A 20,252-nucleotide genomic window follows, 5' to 3' on the forward strand; every position below is an offset into this window, starting at 1 on the left:
ATATTTTTGCTGGAAAATACCAAAAAATCTTATGAAATAATTAGCTTATATTTTAAAAGCGATCATTTGTATCAAAAGAAATGCACCTTAAAATTAGATTAATTAGAACAAATGTGGAAATGATTAAAAAATTTTCATATTCTATTTTGCGATGAAATATGGCGCATAATTTTGTAGTAAAATTTAAAATAATATAAGAAAACAAGGAGAAAAATATGAAAAAAACTAAAACTATTTTACTTTCTTTTACTGGATTATCAATAATTTCTGCTCCAATAATTGCTGTATCATGTCAAGATACTAAACAAAATGAAAGCAACTCTACAACCACAAATACACCAGCAAATACACCAGCAAATACACCAGCAAATACACCAGCAAATACACCAGCAAATACACCAGCAAATACACCAGCAAATACACCAGCAAATACACCAGCAAATACACCAGCAAATACACCAGCAAATACACCAGCAAATACACCAGCAAATACACCAGCAAATACACCAGCAAATACACCAGCAAATACACCAGCAAATACACCAGCAAATACACCAGCAAAACCAATAACAAATGATTTAACAAACATTGTTATACCAAAAGAAGCTAAAGCTAAATTTAAATATCAATATGATAAATCTAATGATTACTATGCTGAAGCTGATGGCAAATCAGGTTTAGAACTATTAGATGCTTTATTAAATATACAAAAAAGAAATTTAGTTGGTGTAAAACACGGTCAAGCTGGATATAATTACTTAAAGACTATATACAATAGTTCAGATGCTTTTAAAGATAAATATTTTGAAAAAGATAACTCAATGCTCGATATTTATTCAGAAAATCCAAATGGCAGCGACCCTTATACTTTCTCACATTATGAAACACCTAAGCATTATAAAGACAAAGAAGGTGAAGGAATGAACAGGGAACATGTTATTCCTCAATCTTGATTTACTACAAAGGCTGAACAAAAAACAAATACCACTCGTAATGATGCACAATTTGTATTCCCGACAGATATTTATGTAAATAAAATAAGAGGAAATTACCCACACGATGATGTTGTAGAAAAGGATTCAAATAATAAGTTTAAGCAAGGCAGTTATTTAGGAAAAAACAGCATAGGTAAAATTGCTATGGAACCGCTTGATGCATTTAAAGGTGATATAGCCAGAGCTTATTTATATTTTATGGTTACTTATAGAGACCTTGATATTGATTATGCAAATTCTATATATGTCGATAAAACAGTTTTTAAACTTTTACCTCATTATTTAAATACCTACCTTAATTGAAATATAAAAGATCAAGTTGATCCATGGGATGTTACAAGAAATAATGAAATAGCAAGAATGGAGCAAATGCGTAATCCATTTATTGATTATCCAAATTTAGCTGATAATTTATTTGGACAAAACCCTAAACCATTTAAAAACCTTGGTGTTTTAGTTAATGCAATTCCGATTACAGAGCAAAAATAATTAGAAATAAAAAGATCAACCCAATGAAAGGTTGATTTTTTATAAAACAGCAGTTACTAAATATCATGATGGTAAATATTGTGGATATACCATATTGACAATTAAAAATGCTAACAATGATAGTAAGAATATAGATACGATTAAATCAACTCAAGTTGGTTTAATTTTTCTATATTTAGTTCTTTGAGAATATGGATCATATCCACGAGTTTCCATTGAGTTAGATAAATCTTCTGCTCTAGCAAAAGATGAAACAAATAATGGAATTATCAATGTAGAGAAAGCATTAATTTTTTCTTTTAAATTACCATGCTTAAAGTCAACACCACGAGATGATTGAGCTTTCATAATTCTATTAGCTTCATCGATTAAAGTAGGAATAAAACGTAAAGCAATTGATATTATCATAGCAATAACATGTGTAGGGACAAATATTAATTTTAATGGTAATAAAATATCTTCAATTGATTTAGTTAATAAAATAGGACGAGTAGTATTTGTTAATAATGCAGTTGTTAAAATCATTATGTAAATTCTAAAGAATAGAGATAATGTTCTATTAATAGAATCCAAGGAAATACCATATTGAATATTTAATTTACTTAATTCAGAACTAATACCAATAAATTTTCCTGCACTATCATACATTGGGATTTTTATTTCAAAAGTATTAGAAGAAGTTGCTCATTTTCAAAAGGTATATTTAGGATCATACATATAAACTAATCAAGTTTTACCCAGTGGATTTTTGGATTCATACATTGATGCGACATCTTTGTACACAGTTTCATTTGTAATTGTGTAAATATTCACAAAGAAAATGATAAAGGAAATAAAGAATGGTAATCACATTAATTTAAATAATGGTTTTACTCTTTTGTTTGTGGTTATATACACAACAACTAATGGTATTAATAAGATAATTAAATCAATAAAGTATGAAACCATAAATACCATTACAATATAAAGAATAACTGTTAATAATTTAATTCTAGGATCAAGATTATATAAGAAACCTTTTCCAGGGATATAACGTCCGAAAACACTTTTCATTAGTTACCCCCCTTGTATGAATTTAAGAAATTAACTAAATCATCTTCAGATAATATTTTGGGTACAGGTATACCTTTAGCTCTTAATTTATTAGCGAAAGCTAATAAATGCGGTGGTTGAAGATTGTTTTCTTTTAAGAATTCAACATCATTTAATACATCATATGGTTCATCATCACGAACTATTTTTCCTTTTTTAAAAAGAATAATTCTTTTTGCATATTTCAAGATATTATCTAAATCATGTGTAACATTGATAATTGTTTTACCTTGTTTATTTAAATTATTTAAAATTTCCAAAATTTCATTTACTCCGACAGGATCTAAACCTGCGGTTGGCTCATCGACAACAAGGAAATCAGGTTGCATCGCTAAAATTCCAGCAATAGCAACACGACGCTTTTGACCACCACTCAATTCAAACGGACTTCTGTCTAAATATTCTGGACCAAGACCGACTAAAGTTAAAGATTCTTGTGCTAATTGATATGCGGTTTCTTTTGCAACACCAAAAGCCATTGGACCAAAAGCAATATCTTCTTGAATTGTAGCTTTAAATAATTGGTATTCAGCAAACTGAAAAACAATACCGACATGTTTTCTTAGTTGTTTTGGGTCTTTATTGAATACTTTTCCCTTACCTTTTTTAGTAAAAATAATATTATCTTGTATGTATTTAAGTCTGTGAATTTCTTTACCCTCTTCACTTTGTTGAATGAAGTTTAACTTAAATAAATTAGTTTCGGTGATTAAAGCATGTTTAAATTGAATTTGATTTTCATATGCATTTTTTCTTGATTTTGTGAAGTCTTTTTTAAATTGTTCTACAGCATCAGAAACTTTTTTCTTCAGCGATTTATTTAATAGTTTAATTCTTTTATTACTTGATTTAATAGTTGCGGTAATTTGTTTTTTTCCAATTTTATATTGCTTTTTGTATTCTTTTGAATTTAATTCAAGTCCTTGTTGTTGTAAATCATTTTGTAATTTTGATAATAAATATTTTTTAGTTATTTTTACATCATCATAGAAATCTCAAACAATTTCACCAGTACTAGGATTTAAAAGTTGATTCAAATGTTCAATGAAGGTGGTTTTTCCAGATCCGGTTGATCCAATGATTCCTATATATTCGCCATCATTAATTTCACAAGATACATTTCTTAAAGCAGTAAATTCTCAAGGAGTTTTTGGACTAAATGTATGCGATATATCTTTAATTTTTATTTGCATAATTGTTTAATTAACTCCTTTTCATTATATGTTGGATTAATACCATTTATTCTTTCACTGATACGGTAAATAAATGGGGATTCAATTTTAGCTATATCAATGATTTCTTTATTTTTCAATATATCTTTTGGTGAACCTGAAGCAATTAATTCGCCACCAGCAAATACTAAACATTTATCAGCAAGAATAGCTTCATCCATATCATGGGTTATAGAAATTAAGGTTTTTTCTTTAGATTCTTGGATTTCTTTAATTATTTGTAATACGCTAGATTTACCTTTAGGATCAAGCATTGAAGTAACTTCGTCAAAAATAACAACATCAGGATTTAGCGCCAAAACAGATGCAATAGCAACACGTTGTTTTTGGCCACCAGAAAGGCTTTCTGGTTCCCTTTCTAAATAATCCATCATATCTACTTTTTGAGCATATTGTAAAATTAATGGTTTCATATCATCATGTGGTATACATCTATTTTCCAGTCCGAATGCTATATCATCTTCAACTGAAGAACCAACAAATTGGTTATCAGGGTTTTGAAAAATAATCCCAATTTTTCTTCTGATTTGGGATAAGTTTTCTTTACTATAAACAATACCATCAATACTTAGAGAACCTTCTTGTGGTTTCAATAATGCAACTAAAAGTTTTGATAACGTACTTTTACCAGAACCATTATGCCCTAGTATTGCAACATATTGCCCTTTTTCGATAGTGAAAGAGACATTTTTTAATGCCGGGTTTATATCATTTTCTCTATATCTAAATGTTATATTTTCTGCTTTAATCATTATGATTAAATTTTATTAAAAAATACCATTTTTAAGTGGTATTTTATTTTTTTTATAAATTTCTACATTATTTTCTTTTAGTACTTAAATTATTTATGATTTGTGCTACAGGTTTATATTTAATTCTATGAATAGGTGTTATTCCATATTTAGATAAAGCCTCTAAATGAATTTTTGTACCATAACCTTTATTTTGTTCAAAACCATATTGTGAATATTCTTTTGCATATTGAATCAACATACGATCACGAGTAACCTTAGCTAGAATACTAGCTGCAGCTACATTGATTGAAATATTATCACCTTTAACAAGATTAATTTGTTCAATATCTGTATCAACTTTTTCAAAGTCAGTTATCACTAAATCAGGCTTAATAGGTAATTTTTCAATAGCTAATTTCATCCCTAATTTAGATTCAGCTTTTGGATTAGAATTATTTATTTGATCTAAAGTACGGATTTCAATTGAATAATATAATGCATCTTTTATTATTTGTTCATATAATAACTCGCGATTCTTTTCAGAAATCTTCTTGGAATCTTTAATTTTTGGATTTTGGTAGTTTTTTGGAAGTATTACACACGCAACTACTAATTCACCTGCTAAGCATCCTCTTCCGACTTCATCAACACCCGCAATTAAAGGATATTTATCTCAATATTTGTTTTCAAAATCTAACATATTAATAATTATAATCTATAATTATTAATATGGAGGTTTATGGGATCAATAGTTAAAGCTCACTGCTCAGAATGTAATGAGACATATACATATGTTTTTGGCTTGGTACAAGATTTAATGCCTTATCAAACATTTCTTAATTTATATGCCAAAAAACAAAAAGATCTTTTCAGTGAAGATATATTTAAAGAAGTTTTATATGATGAACTTGAGACAGATATAATGTTCATGTTAAAAGATAAAGAAGAACAAGAAGAAATATTAAATAGAAATTACAAAAATGTATTAAATTTCTTTTCAGAAGAAGAAAAGAAATTAATAAAATCGAACATTTTATTAAGTGGAGAAATAGAATCTTATCCAGTTTTTCGTTTGGATTCAGATCCTAGTAAAAGGGAAATTTATAATGTTCCACTAGTAAAATTAAAATTTATGAATGCTGATGAATATACCAGAACATATAACCCATATGTTTATTATGTGCAATTTACTGAAGAACACGATAGATTAACTTGTCCTAGACATGGCAAGTTAACAGCGGAATTAGTTTCTGAAAAAGATGCATAGAATTGTGAAAATTTATAGCAATTTTATTCATTTTTTACTTTTAAGTCTTTAATATAGTAAAATTACTATATATAAGGAGAACGAATGAAAACAAAATTTACTTACTTGTTTGCTAAATACAAATTCAATACAATAATAGCAGTTGTTGCCGCTGTGTGCCTAATGGTATTTATGTCAATTACATATGTTACATATGGTGTATCTATTACATCTTCTATTAAAGAAGTAACGGAAACAACATCTAAAACACAAAAAGAAGTAACAAATATTGGTGTAGCTATAACTGGTATTGTATTTGCATTATTTACTTTAATTAGTGGAATTATATTTTTAGTATTTTCGATTAAAGCTGTATTAGCAATTAATTTAATTAATAGAGAATACAATACAGCTATTTATAAAAAATTAACAAATGCAGAATTACCACAAGCCGAAGTATTTAAATTAGATGCTTACTCATCTGAATTGAAATCATTATTTACCATTTCTTTAATAGCTATTTTTTCTGGATTTATTCTATGAATTATTATCCTAGTAATGCAAGGAAAAACACAAGCAAAATTATTGAGTGCAATTGATTTAATTGAAGAATAGAAAAATAGCAATTACTTGCTATTTTTTTCTGTCTCTAATAATTGTAAATATGCAGCTTGAGCTATCATTGCACCATTATCAGTTGCATATTTTAATGAAGGAATAATTGTATTAGGATGTAGATGAATAAATCTAGATCTTAATAATTTATTAGCTGAAACTCCACCACCTAAAACAAGAGTTTTAACATCATATTTTTCTAAAGCTAATTTAGTTTTCTCTATTAGATATTCAACAGCAGTTTCTTGGAAGGAAACAGCTACTTGAATTAGATCAATTTGTTGATTTTTCATTTTAGCTTTATTAACGCGGTTTAGTACTTGAGTTTTAAGACCAGAAAATGAAAAGTCTAATTCGTGTTCTGTATGTGGTTTTGTAAATGAAATCAGTTCGCTTTTATAATCTTGACTTAATTTATCGATTAAAGGTCCACCAGGGAAACCTAAGCCTAGACGAGAAGATACTTTATCAAAAGCTTCTCCTACAGCATCATCCAGAGTTTCTCCTATTATTTCAGTATGAGTTGGAGAGGTTGAATAAATAAGTTGAGTATGTCCCCCTGAAACTAGTAAACATAATGCCGGAAATTTAATTTCTTCAGTTAAAGTTGAAGAAAGAAAGTGACCAATTAAGTGATTTACTGGAATAAGTGGTTTTTGAATGCTTTGTGCAATTGCTGATGCAAATAAGTATCCAACTTGAAGAGTTCCTATTAATCCAGGTTCTTTTGTATAAGCGACATAATCAACAGTATTTAAGTCGTATTTTTCTTGTAATAATAATTGAATAATAGCTATATTTTTTACATGTTCACGTGATGAAACTTCAGGAATAGTTCCGCCAAATTTTTTAAAAATATCTATTTGTGAAATGGTTCACATATCAAGAACTTTACCATCTTGTAATACTGCTATAGATGTATCATCATGTGATGTTTCGATACCAAGAATTCTCATTATTTAGTACCCCCTATTTGAGGTTGCTTAATGTATAAAACTTCAATATTCATAGGTTCTTTGAATATAAATAGGTCTTTATATTGAGTAAAATTTTGAATCATTGATTTGAAATTAATTCCCACTACTTCTTGATTAGTTTTATCAACTACAGAAATAACATTTTTGTAATTTGAACCATTAAATTGCTCAAAATTATATTGGTAAAGTTTATGACCTTGAGCATCAGTGAAAAGAACTTTGTCGCTATGTTGTAGATGTAAAATATCCAGTGTAGTTGTGATATATAGATCAATTTTGTTTAATAAAGCTAGTGTTCTAAAAAATACCAATGAGCTTCTTACTCCAGTGAAAAAACCAGGGCCAATATTTGTGTAAAGTCCTGTTAAATCTTTAATTTGCAAGTTATTTCTTTGTAATATTTTAGCAAATTCATTAGTTATTAATTCTACCTTCTTTTTGTAACCCTCAAGTAGAATAAAATCAAGAACTTGAAATTCTTGATTAAATAAGACTAAAACAAAATCTTCACTTGAGGTATCTAAATAAACATTCATTTATTTAACCTCCGTAATCTCAAAAACATGATGTAAATCACGATCAATATATGCATTTATTTCTACATACTTATCAAATTGATGTTTCTTTAAATTAGCTCATTCAATAGCTACAATATTGTCATCAAAATAATCTTCAAATTCTTCAATATCGCCTTTGTAATTATATAAATCCATATGAATTAGTCCTGAATAATCCTTCATATAAGAAAAACTTGGAGATGTAATATTGTTTTTAATTCCTAATTGCTTAGCTAGTAATTTAACAAAAGTTGTTTTACCAGCTCCTAAATCGCCGTTAAGAAGCAATATTTTTTTATCTTGAAATAACTTTAAGTTAGCAGTAATAAATTTATCTAAATCTTGTAAGTTATTACAAATAATTTTCTGCATCATTATAATACTTCGATTTCTTTCTGTGCAAGCTTACGACCAAGTTTGATAATAACAATAGCTTCAGGTCCTGTATGAATTGAAATACAATTTGGTAAGGAGCTTGTATAAACATTATTAGGATAATTACTTTTTACATGATCAACAAATTGGTTAAATTCAGAACAGTCATTTTGTAGAATTAATAAGTCTGAATCATTATCAAGTAAACGTTCATCTATTTTGTTTATTATAGTTTTAGTAAAAATGCGACCTTTTCCTTCTTTTTCAAGTTTACCTTTATAAAAACTAATTACAGGAACTATTTTTAATAATTTAGCAATTGTTGCTGCTGAAGGAGATAATCTACCACCTTTAACTAAATAATCATTATATTTAGGCACAAGTGAAACTATTAAGTTATCATCTCATTTTTCAGCATGTAATAAAGCTTCCTCTACACTCATATTTTGATTATTTACAAATTCTAAGAATCTAAATACTTGGAATGTTAATAATATAGCAATGTATTCAGAATTAAAAACTCTTAATTTAGGATATAAAGATTCAAGCCCTTTAATGTTTTGGTATTGTGAAGATAAATGTTGAGAAATTGGGAAAACTACAACATAATCATGTGTTTTTGATAATTCTTCAACCATATCTTCAATAACACCAATAGGTGTACAGGCTGTTTTATATTGTTTTGTATCCAATGAGAAATATTTAAAAAGTTCATTACTTTTTAAATTATCCCCGTCATTATAAATTTTGTCATCTAATTCAATTTTTAAGGGTAAATAATGTCATCCTAATTTGTGAGCTTGTTCTTTAGTCAGCCCACATGATGAATCTACTACTATGGCAATATTTTTCATATTTCAATTATATTATAAATTAGTTAATTAAAGGTTATAATATTGCTATGATATTATTCAATAATTTAGATAAGTTTTTTAAAAATACCTCTGTTATTTTTGTTGATTCTAGAGTAAAAAAAGACAATAAAATTACTGTTGATGATTTAGTCTTTTTTGTTGATAAAGACAATAATATTTCAAGTATAAATGTATTAGATAATAACAAATATTTAATTAGTAATGATTCTAAATTTGGAACATTAAATTTTGAATCAATCAATAAAATTGAAATTGCAGCTTCAAAAGCTGGATTAAAAATTAGTAATGAACCAAAATTTATTTATGGCTTAATAAAAACTAGAAGTGCTCATCCAAAAAGCGAAAGATTATTTGTTCTTGAAGTTTTAATTAATGATGAAAAAACTATTCAAATTGTAACTAATACATTAGATTCACACGAAGGAAAAGTGGTTGTTTTAGCATTACCCGGAGCTACAACATTTGCTGGAACTGATATTTTATCAGGAGAAATGTTGGGAGTTAAATCAGAAGGAATGCTTACTGGATATAGAACATTAGGAATAGATAAAGATGGGTTAATTTTTGGAACTGAAAATGAAATAGGAAAGGATTTTGTTTTATAAAATGACTGTAATTGAAGATTTAAGACAACGTGGAATATTAAAACAAATTTCTAATGAAAGTAAATTCAATAATTTAACATCGGGTGATGCGGTATATTGTGGTTTTGATCCAACCGCAACTAGTTTACATTTAGGGAACTATATACAAATTGCTAATTTATTGAGATTTAAACAATATGGTTATAAAGTGTATGCTGTTTTAGGTGGGGCTACTGGAATGATTGGGGATCCATCATTTAAAGATGCTGAAAGACAGCTATTAGATAATGAAACATTACAATTAAACAAATCAAAAATTAAATCACAACTTGAAAAATATGGTTTAGAAGTTATCGATAATTATGACTTCTATAAACATATGAATATTTTAGTTTTCTTAAGAGACGTAGGGAAATTGGTTAATGTTTCATATATGTTGGCTAAAGATTCAGTTGCTACAAGAATCGAAAAAGGATTAAGTTTTACAGAGTTTTCATATCAATTAATTCAAGGATGAGACTTTCTACAACTATATAAAAATAAAAATGTAAAAGTGCAATTTGGCGGTTCAGATCAGTGAGGAAATATTACAACTGGTTTAGATATGATTTCAACAGTATTTGGTAATGACCATAATGCAGTAGCTATTACTGCTAACTTATTAACAGATGCAAATGGAAATAAATTTGGTAAATCTACAGGTGGCGGATCATTATGATTAGATCCTGAAAAAACAAAGCCATATGTTATGTATCAATTCCTTTTAAATCAACCAGATAGTGAAATATCTAAATTATTAAATTGATTAACATTCCTAGATAAAAATGAAATTGATGAAATTATTAAATTACATAATCAAGATGCTTCAAAAAGAATTGCACAAAAAGCTCTTGCTTTTAATGTAATTAAGCAAGTGCATAATGAAGAAGAAGCAAAGAAAGCACATTTAGCTTCAACAATTTTATTTAGCAAGGATTTAGATTTATCTTCAATACAAACTGAAGAAATTGCTAAGCTTCAAGATGTATTAAATACAATACAACTTAAATCAAATGAAAATTTAGTTTCTCAATTAATTAACTTAGGTGTTTTAAAATCTAAACGTGAAGCTAAGGAATTTATTCAAAATAAAGCTTTAAAAGTAAATTTATACCCAATGGATGAAGATAGTGTATTTACATCTGATATTTGAGAAGGCAAATATGCTTTATTACATATTGGTAAAAAGAATATTTACTTAGTTAAAGCGCAAGATAATTAAATTAGATTAGATGGTTCATATAGGTTCCATCTTTTCTTTTTCGATTATTCAGAGTTCATAAATTAATAAATAAAATAAAAGTTCACATTGTGTGAACCTTATATTAATTAGACTTATTTATTGTCTAAAAAGTCTATTTTTCTTTTTGTATTCATACTCTTTAACAACTTCTTTTACTCTTTGAATACAGAATGAATCATCAAAAGGTTTAACTTCTTGAGCATTATCCCATAGTATTGTTAAGTAATATACCAAAATCTTTTGTTGAATTAGATATTCTTCTCAGTATGAATCGTATTCATCTAAAAATATTTTTTCTTGTTTAGGTGTTAAAAAAGCGCCACAAATAAAGTAAGCAAGATCGAAATGTTTATCGCCCATAGTTGCATATTCTCAATCTACAAAATATATTTTTCCTTCAGTTGAAAGTAAAATATTATCCAAATACAGATCGTTATGTAATGGACGATTGGATTCTGAATTTTTTAAAATTAGATTAATTCTTTTGTAATATTCATCTATTACATCAATTTTAATATTTCTATCTTTAAGTATTTTGCGATATTCCTTAACTCTAGACGCCACATTGGTTTTAGGAAACTGAACACTAGAATCATGCAATGTTTTAAAATTGCGTGCAATTTGCTTTAAAGTATCTTCATTAAACACAAGTGGCTGAGTTTTAATTCATTCTCACTCAATTTCGTCTTGAGTATCTTTAATAAGTCTTGGAACAAAATCAAATTGAGCTAGTTGTTCATAGTCAATCTTGTGATTAAATTTATTATAAACCTTAGTTTGTAGCATTGTTTGGTCAGTTTGATAACTAATATTTGTATGTCCGATTTCTATTTTTCTTTTCATTTATACACTCCATATTTAACTTATTTTTTATATTAATAGTATATCAATAATTATTTTAGCTTATGCTAATAGTTTTATAACACATAGAAATTCATTATTTTCATAGAAAATAATGAATAATGCTTATTTTTAATAATGTAATAATATGCATTATAGGTATATAGCTTTAATATTTTAATATAATAACAATATGCAAAAAATACAAAAAGATGAAAAAAAGAATTTTTATTTAAATAGATTTATACCAGCTATAGTGCTAGTTGTTATTTTAATCGCTTTACTTGTGATAATGAGTTTTTCATTCAGAAGTGATTTATATGCTAATTTTTCAAATGCTGGATTTTGAGTTCTTAGAATAACTTCTGTACTCTTACTAGGTTTAATATCTGGATGAATTTTTTATGAGCTTTCTAAAGCTTATAGTCATATGTTAGTACCTTCCATTATTTTAACTATATTTTTTGTGGGTTCTTTAATGCTAGGCCCTGATATGTTTACTAATGTGTTATTTGGGCATGGTAAAGTTGGCCAATTCGAATTGAATATTAATAGAATAGATAATCCTAAAGATTTAAGTGGAGCTACATATTTTGGATACTTGCTAACTGCATATGTGTTTGATTTTTGAACACCATTGACATCTTTAATTATAGTTTTAATATTTTTCTTAATTAGATTAATTGTAATTAAGAACTTAAATATGACTGGATTAATATATAAAACATTTTCACTATGATTTATTTCTTTAATAGTAACCATATTTATCAAGATGTTTGTTGTATTAATGACACAACCTTATGGAATTGAATTAATTTTATTAATGATAGTTATAGCATCATCATATGATATGGGTGGATATTTTGGCGGAAAATTCCTTGGTCATAAATTTATAAAAGCTAAATTAGCTCCTGCTATAAGCCCTAAGAAAACATGAGAAGGTGCTTTTGTAGGTTATGTAGTTTCATTTATAGCTACTATACTTTATATATACATAGTTTGAGGAATCAGAGGACAAAGTGCTAACTCAGTAGCAGGAGTGCTAAATAATATTAGTTCAAGATTTTTCCCATTTTTATTAGTATTTTTATTTGTAGCACCAGTTATAGCATTATTTGGCGATTTATATTTCTCACTTGTAAAGAGAAGAAATGAAATAAAAGATTTTTCAAACATTTTAAAAGAACATGGTGGTGTGTTAGATAGAATAGATTCCATTTCATTTGTATTTGTATTTTTTGGAATTTTAGGTGCTTTTTCAGTTCTTTAAAAATAATATTCTGGAGGTGTTATGAAATATTCTGATTCAGGATTTCAAAAACTTATGGACTATTTAGGCCTAAGTTTTTTATCATCCTTAAAAGATGCGATTTTTGATGTCGAGAAACTTGAGTTTAAAAGAGATGAGAATAATCAAATCAAGTATCAAAAGGTATATTTAAAATCCTCTATTCCGGCTTGAGAAGATTTTAAGCAACTTTTATTAATTTGTAAAAAAGAAAAATTTTGAATTGAGTTTGACTATATTGATTTTGATTTAAGCAATCTTGAAATCAAAAATTATATTTTAGGAATGTTAGATATAAGTGATAAACTATGCCAAACTATTTTATGTAGACATTTAAAAATGTTTAATTCACTAGAATATAATGCTTCAAATAAATCATGAGAATTTCTCTTTAGCGATAAAGACCAAATGAGAGATTTAGAAATGCAATCTGCAGTTTTATCTAGCACAATGAGAAGTTTTGGGTTTAAAAACTTTATGCTTCTTCCGAAATACATTGATGCTTGTGATTGAACTCCTGAACAAGATATTCGAAATCAATATGCTAAATCTTGTCAAATTTACACTGAATTAGATGATAATTATTCGCAACAACAAACTGGCTTTGAAAGAAAAGTGTCTGATAAAAAATATAATTCAAATAGACACTATCGTAAATCAAGTAAAAATTACTCTACAGTCTCTATCGAATATATCAATTCACTAGCTCCAGAAGTAATTGATATACCTGTTATGACAAGTGGAATAGTTTATAAACAAGATATAATAGAAAGACCTGAATTTAAAATTTATAAATTTTACATTTCGAATTATTATGATGCACTTGAAATATCTTATTTTGTCAATAACAACAATGTTCCAGAATATATCCCGACAATTAATGATTATGTAGAAGTATATGGTACTGTAGCAAACCCATATTCATATCGTGGCGAAGGGCCATTAAACAAAATTATCAAGGCGCACTCTTTTATTAAAATTGATAACCCAAGAAATATTAAGCAAGATAATGCTGATTTTAAAAGAGTTGAATTATCTGCTCGGTCAAAAATGAGCACAATGGATGGATTACTTGATCCAAAAGATTTAATTGAGATTGCGTCAAAATATGGACATAAAGCTGTAGCTTTAGTTGATTCTAATGGAGTTCAAGGATTTCCTGAGTTTTATCATTCTGCTAAAAAAGCTGGTATTAAGCCAATTTATGGTGTGTCTTTTGATGTAATTGATAAAAACCATAATTTCTTGCTTAATTATGATCATACAAATCCAAATATTTTAACCTCAGAATATGTTGTTCTTGATATTGAAACTACTCACTTATCGGCACAATATGGAGAATTAATTGAATTTGGAGCTTCGGTTGTAGTTGATGGTGAAATTAAAGAAACACACCAATTTTTTATAAAAGCTAAGAAACCTTTATCTTCAACTACAATTAATCTGACTAATATAACGGATGTAATGCTAGAAAATGAAGGATATTCGTTACATGAGGGGCTTGAAAAGATATATAAAATTATAAATAATAGAATTTGTGTAGCTCACAATGCTCACTTTGACTCTCATTTTATATATCAAAAATTCATTCAAGAAAATATGGAACTTCCAAAAACCTTTTTTATTGATACATTGATAGTTTCTAGATATTTATTTAGTGAAAAAAGAGAACATAATTTAGGTGCTTTCTGTGCAAATTTATCGGTAGTATATGATGCTAATGTAGCACACCGTGCTGATTATGATGCGGATGTATTGGCTCAAGCTTGAATAAAGGCAATGTATTTATTGCATGAAAAAGGAATTAATAGATTTGATGAATTGGATTCAATTCAAGATAATAGTATTTATAATCGTACTCGTTCTTCTCAAGTTACTGTGTTAGCGTTAAATCAAAAAGGATTAAAAGAACTATTTAATTTAGTTACTTTATCATTAACACATAGATTTTTCGGATCTCCAAAATTATTTCTAGAAGATTTAGTTAAGTCTCCTAATTTATTATTTGGATCAGGTGGATTAAAATCTAGATTCCTGGATTATATGTTTTATTCATCAGATTTAGCTATTAAAGATATTCTAGATAAATTTGATTATATTGAAATACCACACATAAATGCTCTAGATCACTATATTGAATCACCTGATAAATTTTCACAATTTGAAGTTCAAGACACTATTATTAGAATGATACAATTAGCTCAACAAAATAATAAAATACCAGTAGCAATTGGTGATGTTAGATACCAAGATAAATTAGACCAAAATGTTTTCAAATGCCTTGTATATTCAAAAGGGATAGGAAATGCAACACACTTTTTATTTGATTATAAAAAAGCACAATCTAAAAAGAACAAGCTGCCTGATTTAGCTTTTTATACAACTGATGAAATGCTTGAATCATTCAACTTCATAAAAAATGATGAATTAATTCAAGATATTGTAATAAATAATCCAAATCATATTGCAAATATGGTCCAAGATGATATCGAAGTTATTCATAAAGACTTATATACACCTAAATTTGATAATTCTAAAGATAAACTTTATGAATTGGTTTATAAAACAGCTCATGAAAAATATGGTGAAATACTTCCACCTTTAATTGAAGAAAGATTAAAGAAAGAAATTACACCTATATTACAATATGGATTTGATGTTATATATTGAATATCGCATAAACTTGTTAAAAAATCTCTTGATAATGGATATTTAGTAGGGAGCCGTGGAAGTGTTGGCTCTTCATTAGTTGCAACAATGGCCGGAATTACTGAAGTAAACCCATTACCACCGCATTATATTTGTTCAAAATGTAAAAATTTTGAACTAGTTAATGTTGAAGGTATAACATCAGGATTTGACTTAGATGATAAAATTTGTCCTAAATGTAATATAGTTATGGAAAAAGATGGACAAACAATTCCGTTCGAAACATTCTTAGGGTTTAATGCTGATAAAGTTCCTGATATTGATTTAAACTTCTCAGGAGATTATCAAGGAGAAATACATAACGAAATTAAGAGATTATTTGGTGAATCACATACTTTTAGAGCTGGTACTATATCAACTATTAAAAGTAAAACGGCATATGGTTATGTAAGAAAAGCTGTAGAAGAATATGGATTTGAGTTTTCTAATCCTTATATAGATTTCTTATCCACGAAAATGGAAGGGGTAAAAAGAACAACAGGTCAACACCCTGGAGGAATTATAATTATTCCGAAAGAATTTGATGTAGAAGATTTTACTCCAATTAATTATCCTGCTGATGATATTTCATTAGATTGAAAAACAACTCACTTTGATTTCCATGCTATTCATGATAATGTGCTTAAGCTGGATATTTTAGGTCATGTTGATCCTACAGCTATCAGAATGCTAGAAAGACTAACTGGATTAGATGTAAAAAAAGATATTCCTAAAAAAGACCCAGCTGTTATGTCTCTTTTTAGTAGTACAAAAGCACTTAATATAGAACCTAAAGATATAGGTGGTGAAATAACAGGCGCATTAGGATTACCTGAATTTGGTACCAACTTTGTTCGTAGGATGTTATATGAAGCTAAGGCTGAATCATTTGCTGATTTAATTTCATTATCAGGTTTATCGCATGGAACAGATGTGTGAACAGGAAATGCCCAAAGTCTTATTAATGAAAAAGGATTTACCTTAAAAGATGTTATATCTTGTCGTGATGATATTATGGTTTACTTAATTAATAAAGGGGTTGATCCGTTATATTCATTTAAGATAATGGAAAAAGTTCGTAAAGGTAAGGGACTAACTGAAGAAGAAAGCACACAATTAAGAAAAGATAATGTTCCGGAATGATATATAGATTCAATGAAAAAGATTAAATATATGTTCCCTAAAGCGCACGCTACTGCCTATGTATTAATGGCATGAAGAATTGCTTGATTTAAACTATATTATCCACTTGAGTACTATGCAACATTTTTCACAACAAGAGTTGAAGAATTTGATATTCAGACATTAAAAGATGATTATGGAGCAATTAAAATAAATAAAAAGATTAAAGAAATTGAATTCTCAAAAGATAAAAAAGTTAAAGATGAAAACTTAATGCAAACACTTGAAATTGCTCGTGAATTATATGCAAGAGGATTTAATATTTCCAATATAGACTTAAAAAGATCGCTAGCTACTGAATGAGTTGTGGATAAAGAGCACAAAACATTAATACCACCATTTTCAGCAATTGGTGGGCTTGGAGAAGCTGTAGCAAATAAAATTGTTGAAGGCAGAAATGAACAGCAATATATGTCAAAAGAAGATTTCAAGAAGCGAAGTGGTATTAACATAACCTTATATAAATATCTAAATGATGAGTTAGGAATATTAGATTATTTAAACGAAACAAACCAAATGAAGTTATTTTAAGTACTAAACATAAATTTAATAAAAAAATACATTTTTATTAAAAAAATAAAAATTTGATAAAATTACATTGCTAATAATAAACGGACAGGTTCTGGATGGAAGGCCAGACTTCAGGTTGGTTTTAGCGCTAAAACAAATATTTAATAAAATAATATCTAATTAATAATATAAATAGAAAGGATACAAATTTTATGGCAAAATTAGATTTTGATCGTTCAAAAGAACACGTAAACGTTGGTACAATCGGACACGTTGACCACGGTAAAACAACTTTAACTGCTGCTATTGCTACAGTTTTAGCTAAAAAAGGTTTATCAGAAGCTCGTGACTATGCTTCTATCGATAATGCTCCAGAAGAAAGAGCACGTGGAATTACAATTAATACTTCACACATCGAATACCAAACAGAAAACCGTCACTACGCACACGTTGACTGTCCTGGTCACGCTGACTACGTTAAAAACATGATTACAGGGGCTGCTCAAATGGATGGTGCTATCTTAGTTGTTGCTGCAACAGATGGACCTATGCCTCAAACACGTGAACACATTCTTTTATCTAAACAAGTTGGTGTTCCTCGTATCGTTGTTTTCTTAAACAAATGCGATATGTTAGAAGGTGAAGAAGAAATGATCGAATTAGTAGAAATGGAAATTCGTTCACTTCTTTCAGAATACGGATTTGACGGAGACAATGCTCCAATTATCCGTGGTTCAGCTTTAAAAGCTCTTGAAGGTGATGCTAAATACGAAGATAAAGTTATGGAACTTATGAACGCTGTTGATTCATACATTGAAACACCAGTTAAAGAATTCGACAAACCATTCTTAATGGCAGTTGAAGACGTATTTACAATTACAGGACGTGGAACAGTTGCTACAGGTCGTGTAGAACGTGGAACACTTAAATTAAACGATGAAGTTGAAATCGTTGGATTAAAACCTACTAAGAAAACAGTTGTTACAGGAATTGAAATGTTCCGTAAAAACCTTAAAGAAGCTCAAGCAGGGGACAACGCTGGATTATTACTTCGTGGAATTAACCGTGAAGATGTTGAACGTGGACAAGTTCTTGCAAAACCAGGTTCAATCGTTCCTCACACAGAATTCGAAGCTGCTATCTATGTACTTAAAAAAGAAGAAGGTGGACGTCACACACCATTCTTTAAAAACTATAAACCACAATTCTACTTCCGTACAACAGACGTAACAGGTGGTATTGAATTTGAACCAGGACGTGAAATGGTTATGCCTGGTGAAAACGTTAACTTAAAAGTTAAATTAATTGCACCTATCGCTGTTGAAGAAGGAACAAAATTCTCAATCCGTGAAGGTGGACGTACAGTAGGAGCTGGTTCAGTTACAAAAATTATTAAATAATAATTACTGAATATACAAAGTATGCACATATGTGTGTACTTTTTTTGTTTTTTTCCAGATATAGTGCAAAAAAATAAAAACATATATTAATAGCGAAGTAGAAAGGAAAAAATGAACGAAGAAAAAAATAAAGAAAATACCCAACAAGTTATAAAAGATACTTTAAAAGAAATAACAAAAAAATTAGGTGAAGAATCAATAATGCTACTAGGTGATATACCTTATATATCTGTTGACACTTTTCATAGTGGAAGCTATATATTAGATAAATTATTAGGTATTAATGGATTGCCGAAAGGAAAAATCATTGAAATATATGGACCTGAAAGTTCTGGAAAAACATCATTAGCCTTAAGCGCAATAGCAGAAGTGCAAAAATCTGGTGGAATTGCAGCCTTTATAGATGCTGAACATTCAATTGATTCAGAATATGCATCGAAAATTGGTGTAGATGTTAGCAAATTAATTTTGTCACAACCTAATTCAGGTGAACAAGGATTAGAAATTGTAGATATTTTAGCAAAAACAGGTAATGTGGATTTAATTGTTGTTGATAGTGTTGCTGCATTAGTACCTGAGGCGGAATTAAATGGCGAAATGACTGATTTACAAATAGGTGCTCAAGCTAGACTTATGTCCAAAGGATTAAGAAAAATTACTGGAAACCTAAATAAGAATAAGACAACAATAATATTTATTAATCAAATAAGAGAAAAGGTTGGTGTTATTTTTGGGAGTCCTGAAACAACTCCTGGTGGCCGTGCTTTAAAATTTTATTCAAGCATAAGAATTGAAGTGAGAAAGGGTTCACCTATAACTGAAGGTAAAGATATAGTAGGTAATGAAATAAAATTTAAAGTAGTTAAAAATAAATTATCAATACCATATAAAACAGGTCAATCAGAATTATATTTCTCAACTGGACTGGATAAATATGGTGAATTAGTAGAAATAGGCGTTGAAAAAGGTGTGTTAGAAAAGAAAGGAGCTTGATTTAGCTACAAAGGAGAAAATATTGCACAAGGAAAGAAAAATATGCGGAATATAATATTTTCAAACATCGAAATGCATCAAGAAATTTTAAATTCATTTTAGTAGGATAAAAAGAATCGCAATCGCGATTTTTTGGTATTATTAGTTAGCTAATCTTTTTAAAAATCAATAAAAAAGAAAATAAAAAAAGTTGATATTTTTATTATGAGTTTTGACTTTCTGTTATATAATAATATCACTTAACAGCTAAACAGCTGTGCTAAAGTTCTTTGAAAACTAGATATATACAATGTACATG

General features: G+C 28.2%; 17 protein-coding genes and 2 pseudogenes. 9 read left to right on the forward strand and 10 right to left on the reverse strand.

Going from position 1 to position 20,252, the window contains the following annotated elements:
- The first annotated feature begins 215 nt into the window (after window positions 1-215).
- Entirely contained in the window at window positions 216-1,484 is a 1,269-nt protein-coding gene (locus tag SAM46_RS00315) for an endonuclease (RefSeq protein ID WP_318635600.1), read from the forward strand.
- Between the two features lie 39 nt (window positions 1,485-1,523).
- On the opposite strand, the gene SAM46_RS00320 is transcribed toward SAM46_RS00315, so the two are convergent.
- The 5 genes and pseudogenes from SAM46_RS00320 to SAM46_RS00335 form a co-directional block, all read right to left on the reverse strand.
- The gene (locus tag SAM46_RS00320; protein ID WP_078747184.1) at window positions 1,524-2,537 is read right to left on the reverse strand and encodes an energy-coupling factor transporter transmembrane component T family protein; all 1,014 of its coding nucleotides are present in this window, start codon (window positions 2,535-2,537) and stop codon (window positions 1,524-1,526) included.
- Window positions 2,537-3,157: pseudogene (locus SAM46_RS03660) on the reverse strand (ATP-binding cassette domain-containing protein); the annotation flags it as partial. The pseudogene SAM46_RS03660 and the gene SAM46_RS00320, both read right to left, overlap by 1 nt.
- Window positions 3,158-3,364: 207 nt before the next feature.
- A pseudogene (locus tag SAM46_RS03665) lies at window positions 3,365-3,769 on the reverse strand (ATP-binding cassette domain-containing protein); the annotation flags it as partial.
- Window positions 3,760-4,560: an energy-coupling factor transporter ATPase gene (locus SAM46_RS00330; protein WP_078747183.1), complete on the reverse strand. Its 801-nt coding sequence runs from the start codon at window positions 4,558-4,560 to the stop codon at window positions 3,760-3,762. The gene SAM46_RS00330 and the pseudogene SAM46_RS03665, both read right to left, overlap by 10 nt.
- 67 nt (window positions 4,561-4,627) lie before the next feature.
- Complete coding sequence (locus SAM46_RS00335; protein ID WP_078747182.1) at window positions 4,628-5,242, reverse strand: ribonuclease HII; 615 nt, start codon at window positions 5,240-5,242, stop codon at window positions 4,628-4,630.
- Between the two features lie 39 nt (window positions 5,243-5,281).
- Between SAM46_RS00335 and SAM46_RS00340 the strand changes: the two genes are divergently transcribed.
- Both SAM46_RS00340 and SAM46_RS00345 read left to right on the forward strand, forming a co-directional pair.
- The gene (locus SAM46_RS00340; RefSeq protein ID WP_078747181.1) at window positions 5,282-5,809 is read left to right on the forward strand and encodes a hypothetical protein; all 528 of its coding nucleotides are present in this window, start codon (window positions 5,282-5,284) and stop codon (window positions 5,807-5,809) included.
- An 84-nt stretch (window positions 5,810-5,893) separates the two neighbouring features.
- Window positions 5,894-6,403, forward strand: coding sequence for a hypothetical protein (locus SAM46_RS00345; protein ID WP_078747180.1), 510 nt, complete (start codon window positions 5,894-5,896; stop codon window positions 6,401-6,403).
- An 11-nt stretch (window positions 6,404-6,414) separates the two neighbouring features.
- Here SAM46_RS00345 and tsaD read toward each other — a convergent pair whose 3' ends face one another.
- The 4 genes from tsaD to SAM46_RS00365 are packed head-to-tail and all read right to left on the reverse strand — an operon-like array spanning window position 6,415 to window position 9,166.
- Window positions 6,415-7,359: a tRNA (adenosine(37)-N6)-threonylcarbamoyltransferase complex transferase subunit TsaD gene (gene tsaD / locus SAM46_RS00350; protein ID WP_078747179.1), complete on the reverse strand. Its 945-nt coding sequence runs from the start codon at window positions 7,357-7,359 to the stop codon at window positions 6,415-6,417.
- The gene (gene tsaB / locus SAM46_RS00355) at window positions 7,359-7,916 is read right to left on the reverse strand and encodes a tRNA (adenosine(37)-N6)-threonylcarbamoyltransferase complex dimerization subunit type 1 TsaB (protein ID WP_078747178.1); all 558 of its coding nucleotides are present in this window, start codon (window positions 7,914-7,916) and stop codon (window positions 7,359-7,361) included. Before tsaB ends, tsaD begins: the two co-directional genes overlap by 1 nt.
- Window positions 7,917-8,312, reverse strand: a complete 396-nt coding sequence (gene tsaE / locus SAM46_RS00360; RefSeq protein WP_078747177.1) for a tRNA (adenosine(37)-N6)-threonylcarbamoyltransferase complex ATPase subunit type 1 TsaE — start codon at window positions 8,310-8,312, stop codon at window positions 7,917-7,919. It lies immediately after the preceding gene.
- A complete protein-coding gene (locus SAM46_RS00365) occupies window positions 8,312-9,166 on the reverse strand; it encodes a DegV family protein (protein WP_078747176.1) in 855 nt (284 codons plus the stop codon). Before SAM46_RS00365 ends, tsaE begins: the two co-directional genes overlap by 1 nt.
- 47 nt (window positions 9,167-9,213) lie before the next feature.
- On the opposite strand from SAM46_RS00365, the gene tapR reads away from it, so the two are divergent.
- Together tapR and tyrS are read left to right on the forward strand one after the other, a co-directional pair.
- Window positions 9,214-9,792: a TyrS-associated PheT N-terminal domain-related protein TapR gene (gene tapR / locus SAM46_RS00370; protein ID WP_078747175.1), complete on the forward strand. Its 579-nt coding sequence runs from the start codon at window positions 9,214-9,216 to the stop codon at window positions 9,790-9,792.
- Window position 9,793: 1 nt separating this feature from the next.
- Window positions 9,794-11,032, forward strand: a complete 1,239-nt coding sequence (gene tyrS / locus SAM46_RS00375; protein ID WP_078747186.1) for a tyrosine--tRNA ligase — start codon at window positions 9,794-9,796, stop codon at window positions 11,030-11,032.
- A gap of 117 nt (window positions 11,033-11,149) precedes the next feature.
- Here the strand turns inward: tyrS and SAM46_RS00380 are convergent, their stop codons facing one another.
- Window positions 11,150-11,896 carry a phosphotransferase family protein gene (locus SAM46_RS00380; protein WP_078747174.1) on the reverse strand — a complete coding sequence of 249 codons (747 nt, stop codon included), beginning with the start codon at window positions 11,894-11,896 and terminating at the stop codon, window positions 11,150-11,152.
- 190 nt (window positions 11,897-12,086) lie between these two features.
- Here SAM46_RS00380 and SAM46_RS00385 point away from each other — a divergent pair, with 190 nt between their 5' ends.
- The 4 genes from SAM46_RS00385 (at window position 12,087) to recA (ending at window position 20,056) form a co-directional block, all read left to right on the forward strand.
- A complete protein-coding gene (locus SAM46_RS00385) occupies window positions 12,087-13,163 on the forward strand; it encodes a phosphatidate cytidylyltransferase (RefSeq protein ID WP_078747173.1) in 1,077 nt (358 codons plus the stop codon).
- A gap of 21 nt (window positions 13,164-13,184) precedes the next feature.
- On the forward strand, window positions 13,185-17,582 hold the full coding sequence (locus SAM46_RS00390; protein WP_078747172.1) for a PolC-type DNA polymerase III: 4,398 nt from the start codon (window positions 13,185-13,187) through the stop codon (window positions 17,580-17,582).
- A gap of 191 nt (window positions 17,583-17,773) precedes the next feature.
- Window positions 17,774-18,961 carry an elongation factor Tu gene (gene tuf, locus SAM46_RS00395; protein WP_078747171.1) on the forward strand — a complete coding sequence of 396 codons (1,188 nt, stop codon included), beginning with the start codon at window positions 17,774-17,776 and terminating at the stop codon, window positions 18,959-18,961.
- A gap of 111 nt (window positions 18,962-19,072) precedes the next feature.
- Window positions 19,073-20,056 (forward strand): recombinase RecA, encoded by a 984-nt coding sequence (recA, locus tag SAM46_RS00400; protein ID WP_078747170.1) that lies wholly within the window; start codon window positions 19,073-19,075, stop codon window positions 20,054-20,056.
- Window positions 20,057-20,252 lie beyond the last annotated feature (196 nt).

The organism is Mycoplasmopsis verecunda, from assembly GCF_033546915.1.
Taxonomy (GTDB): Bacteria; Bacillota_I; Bacilli_A; order Mycoplasmatales; family Metamycoplasmataceae; genus Mycoplasmopsis; species Mycoplasmopsis verecunda.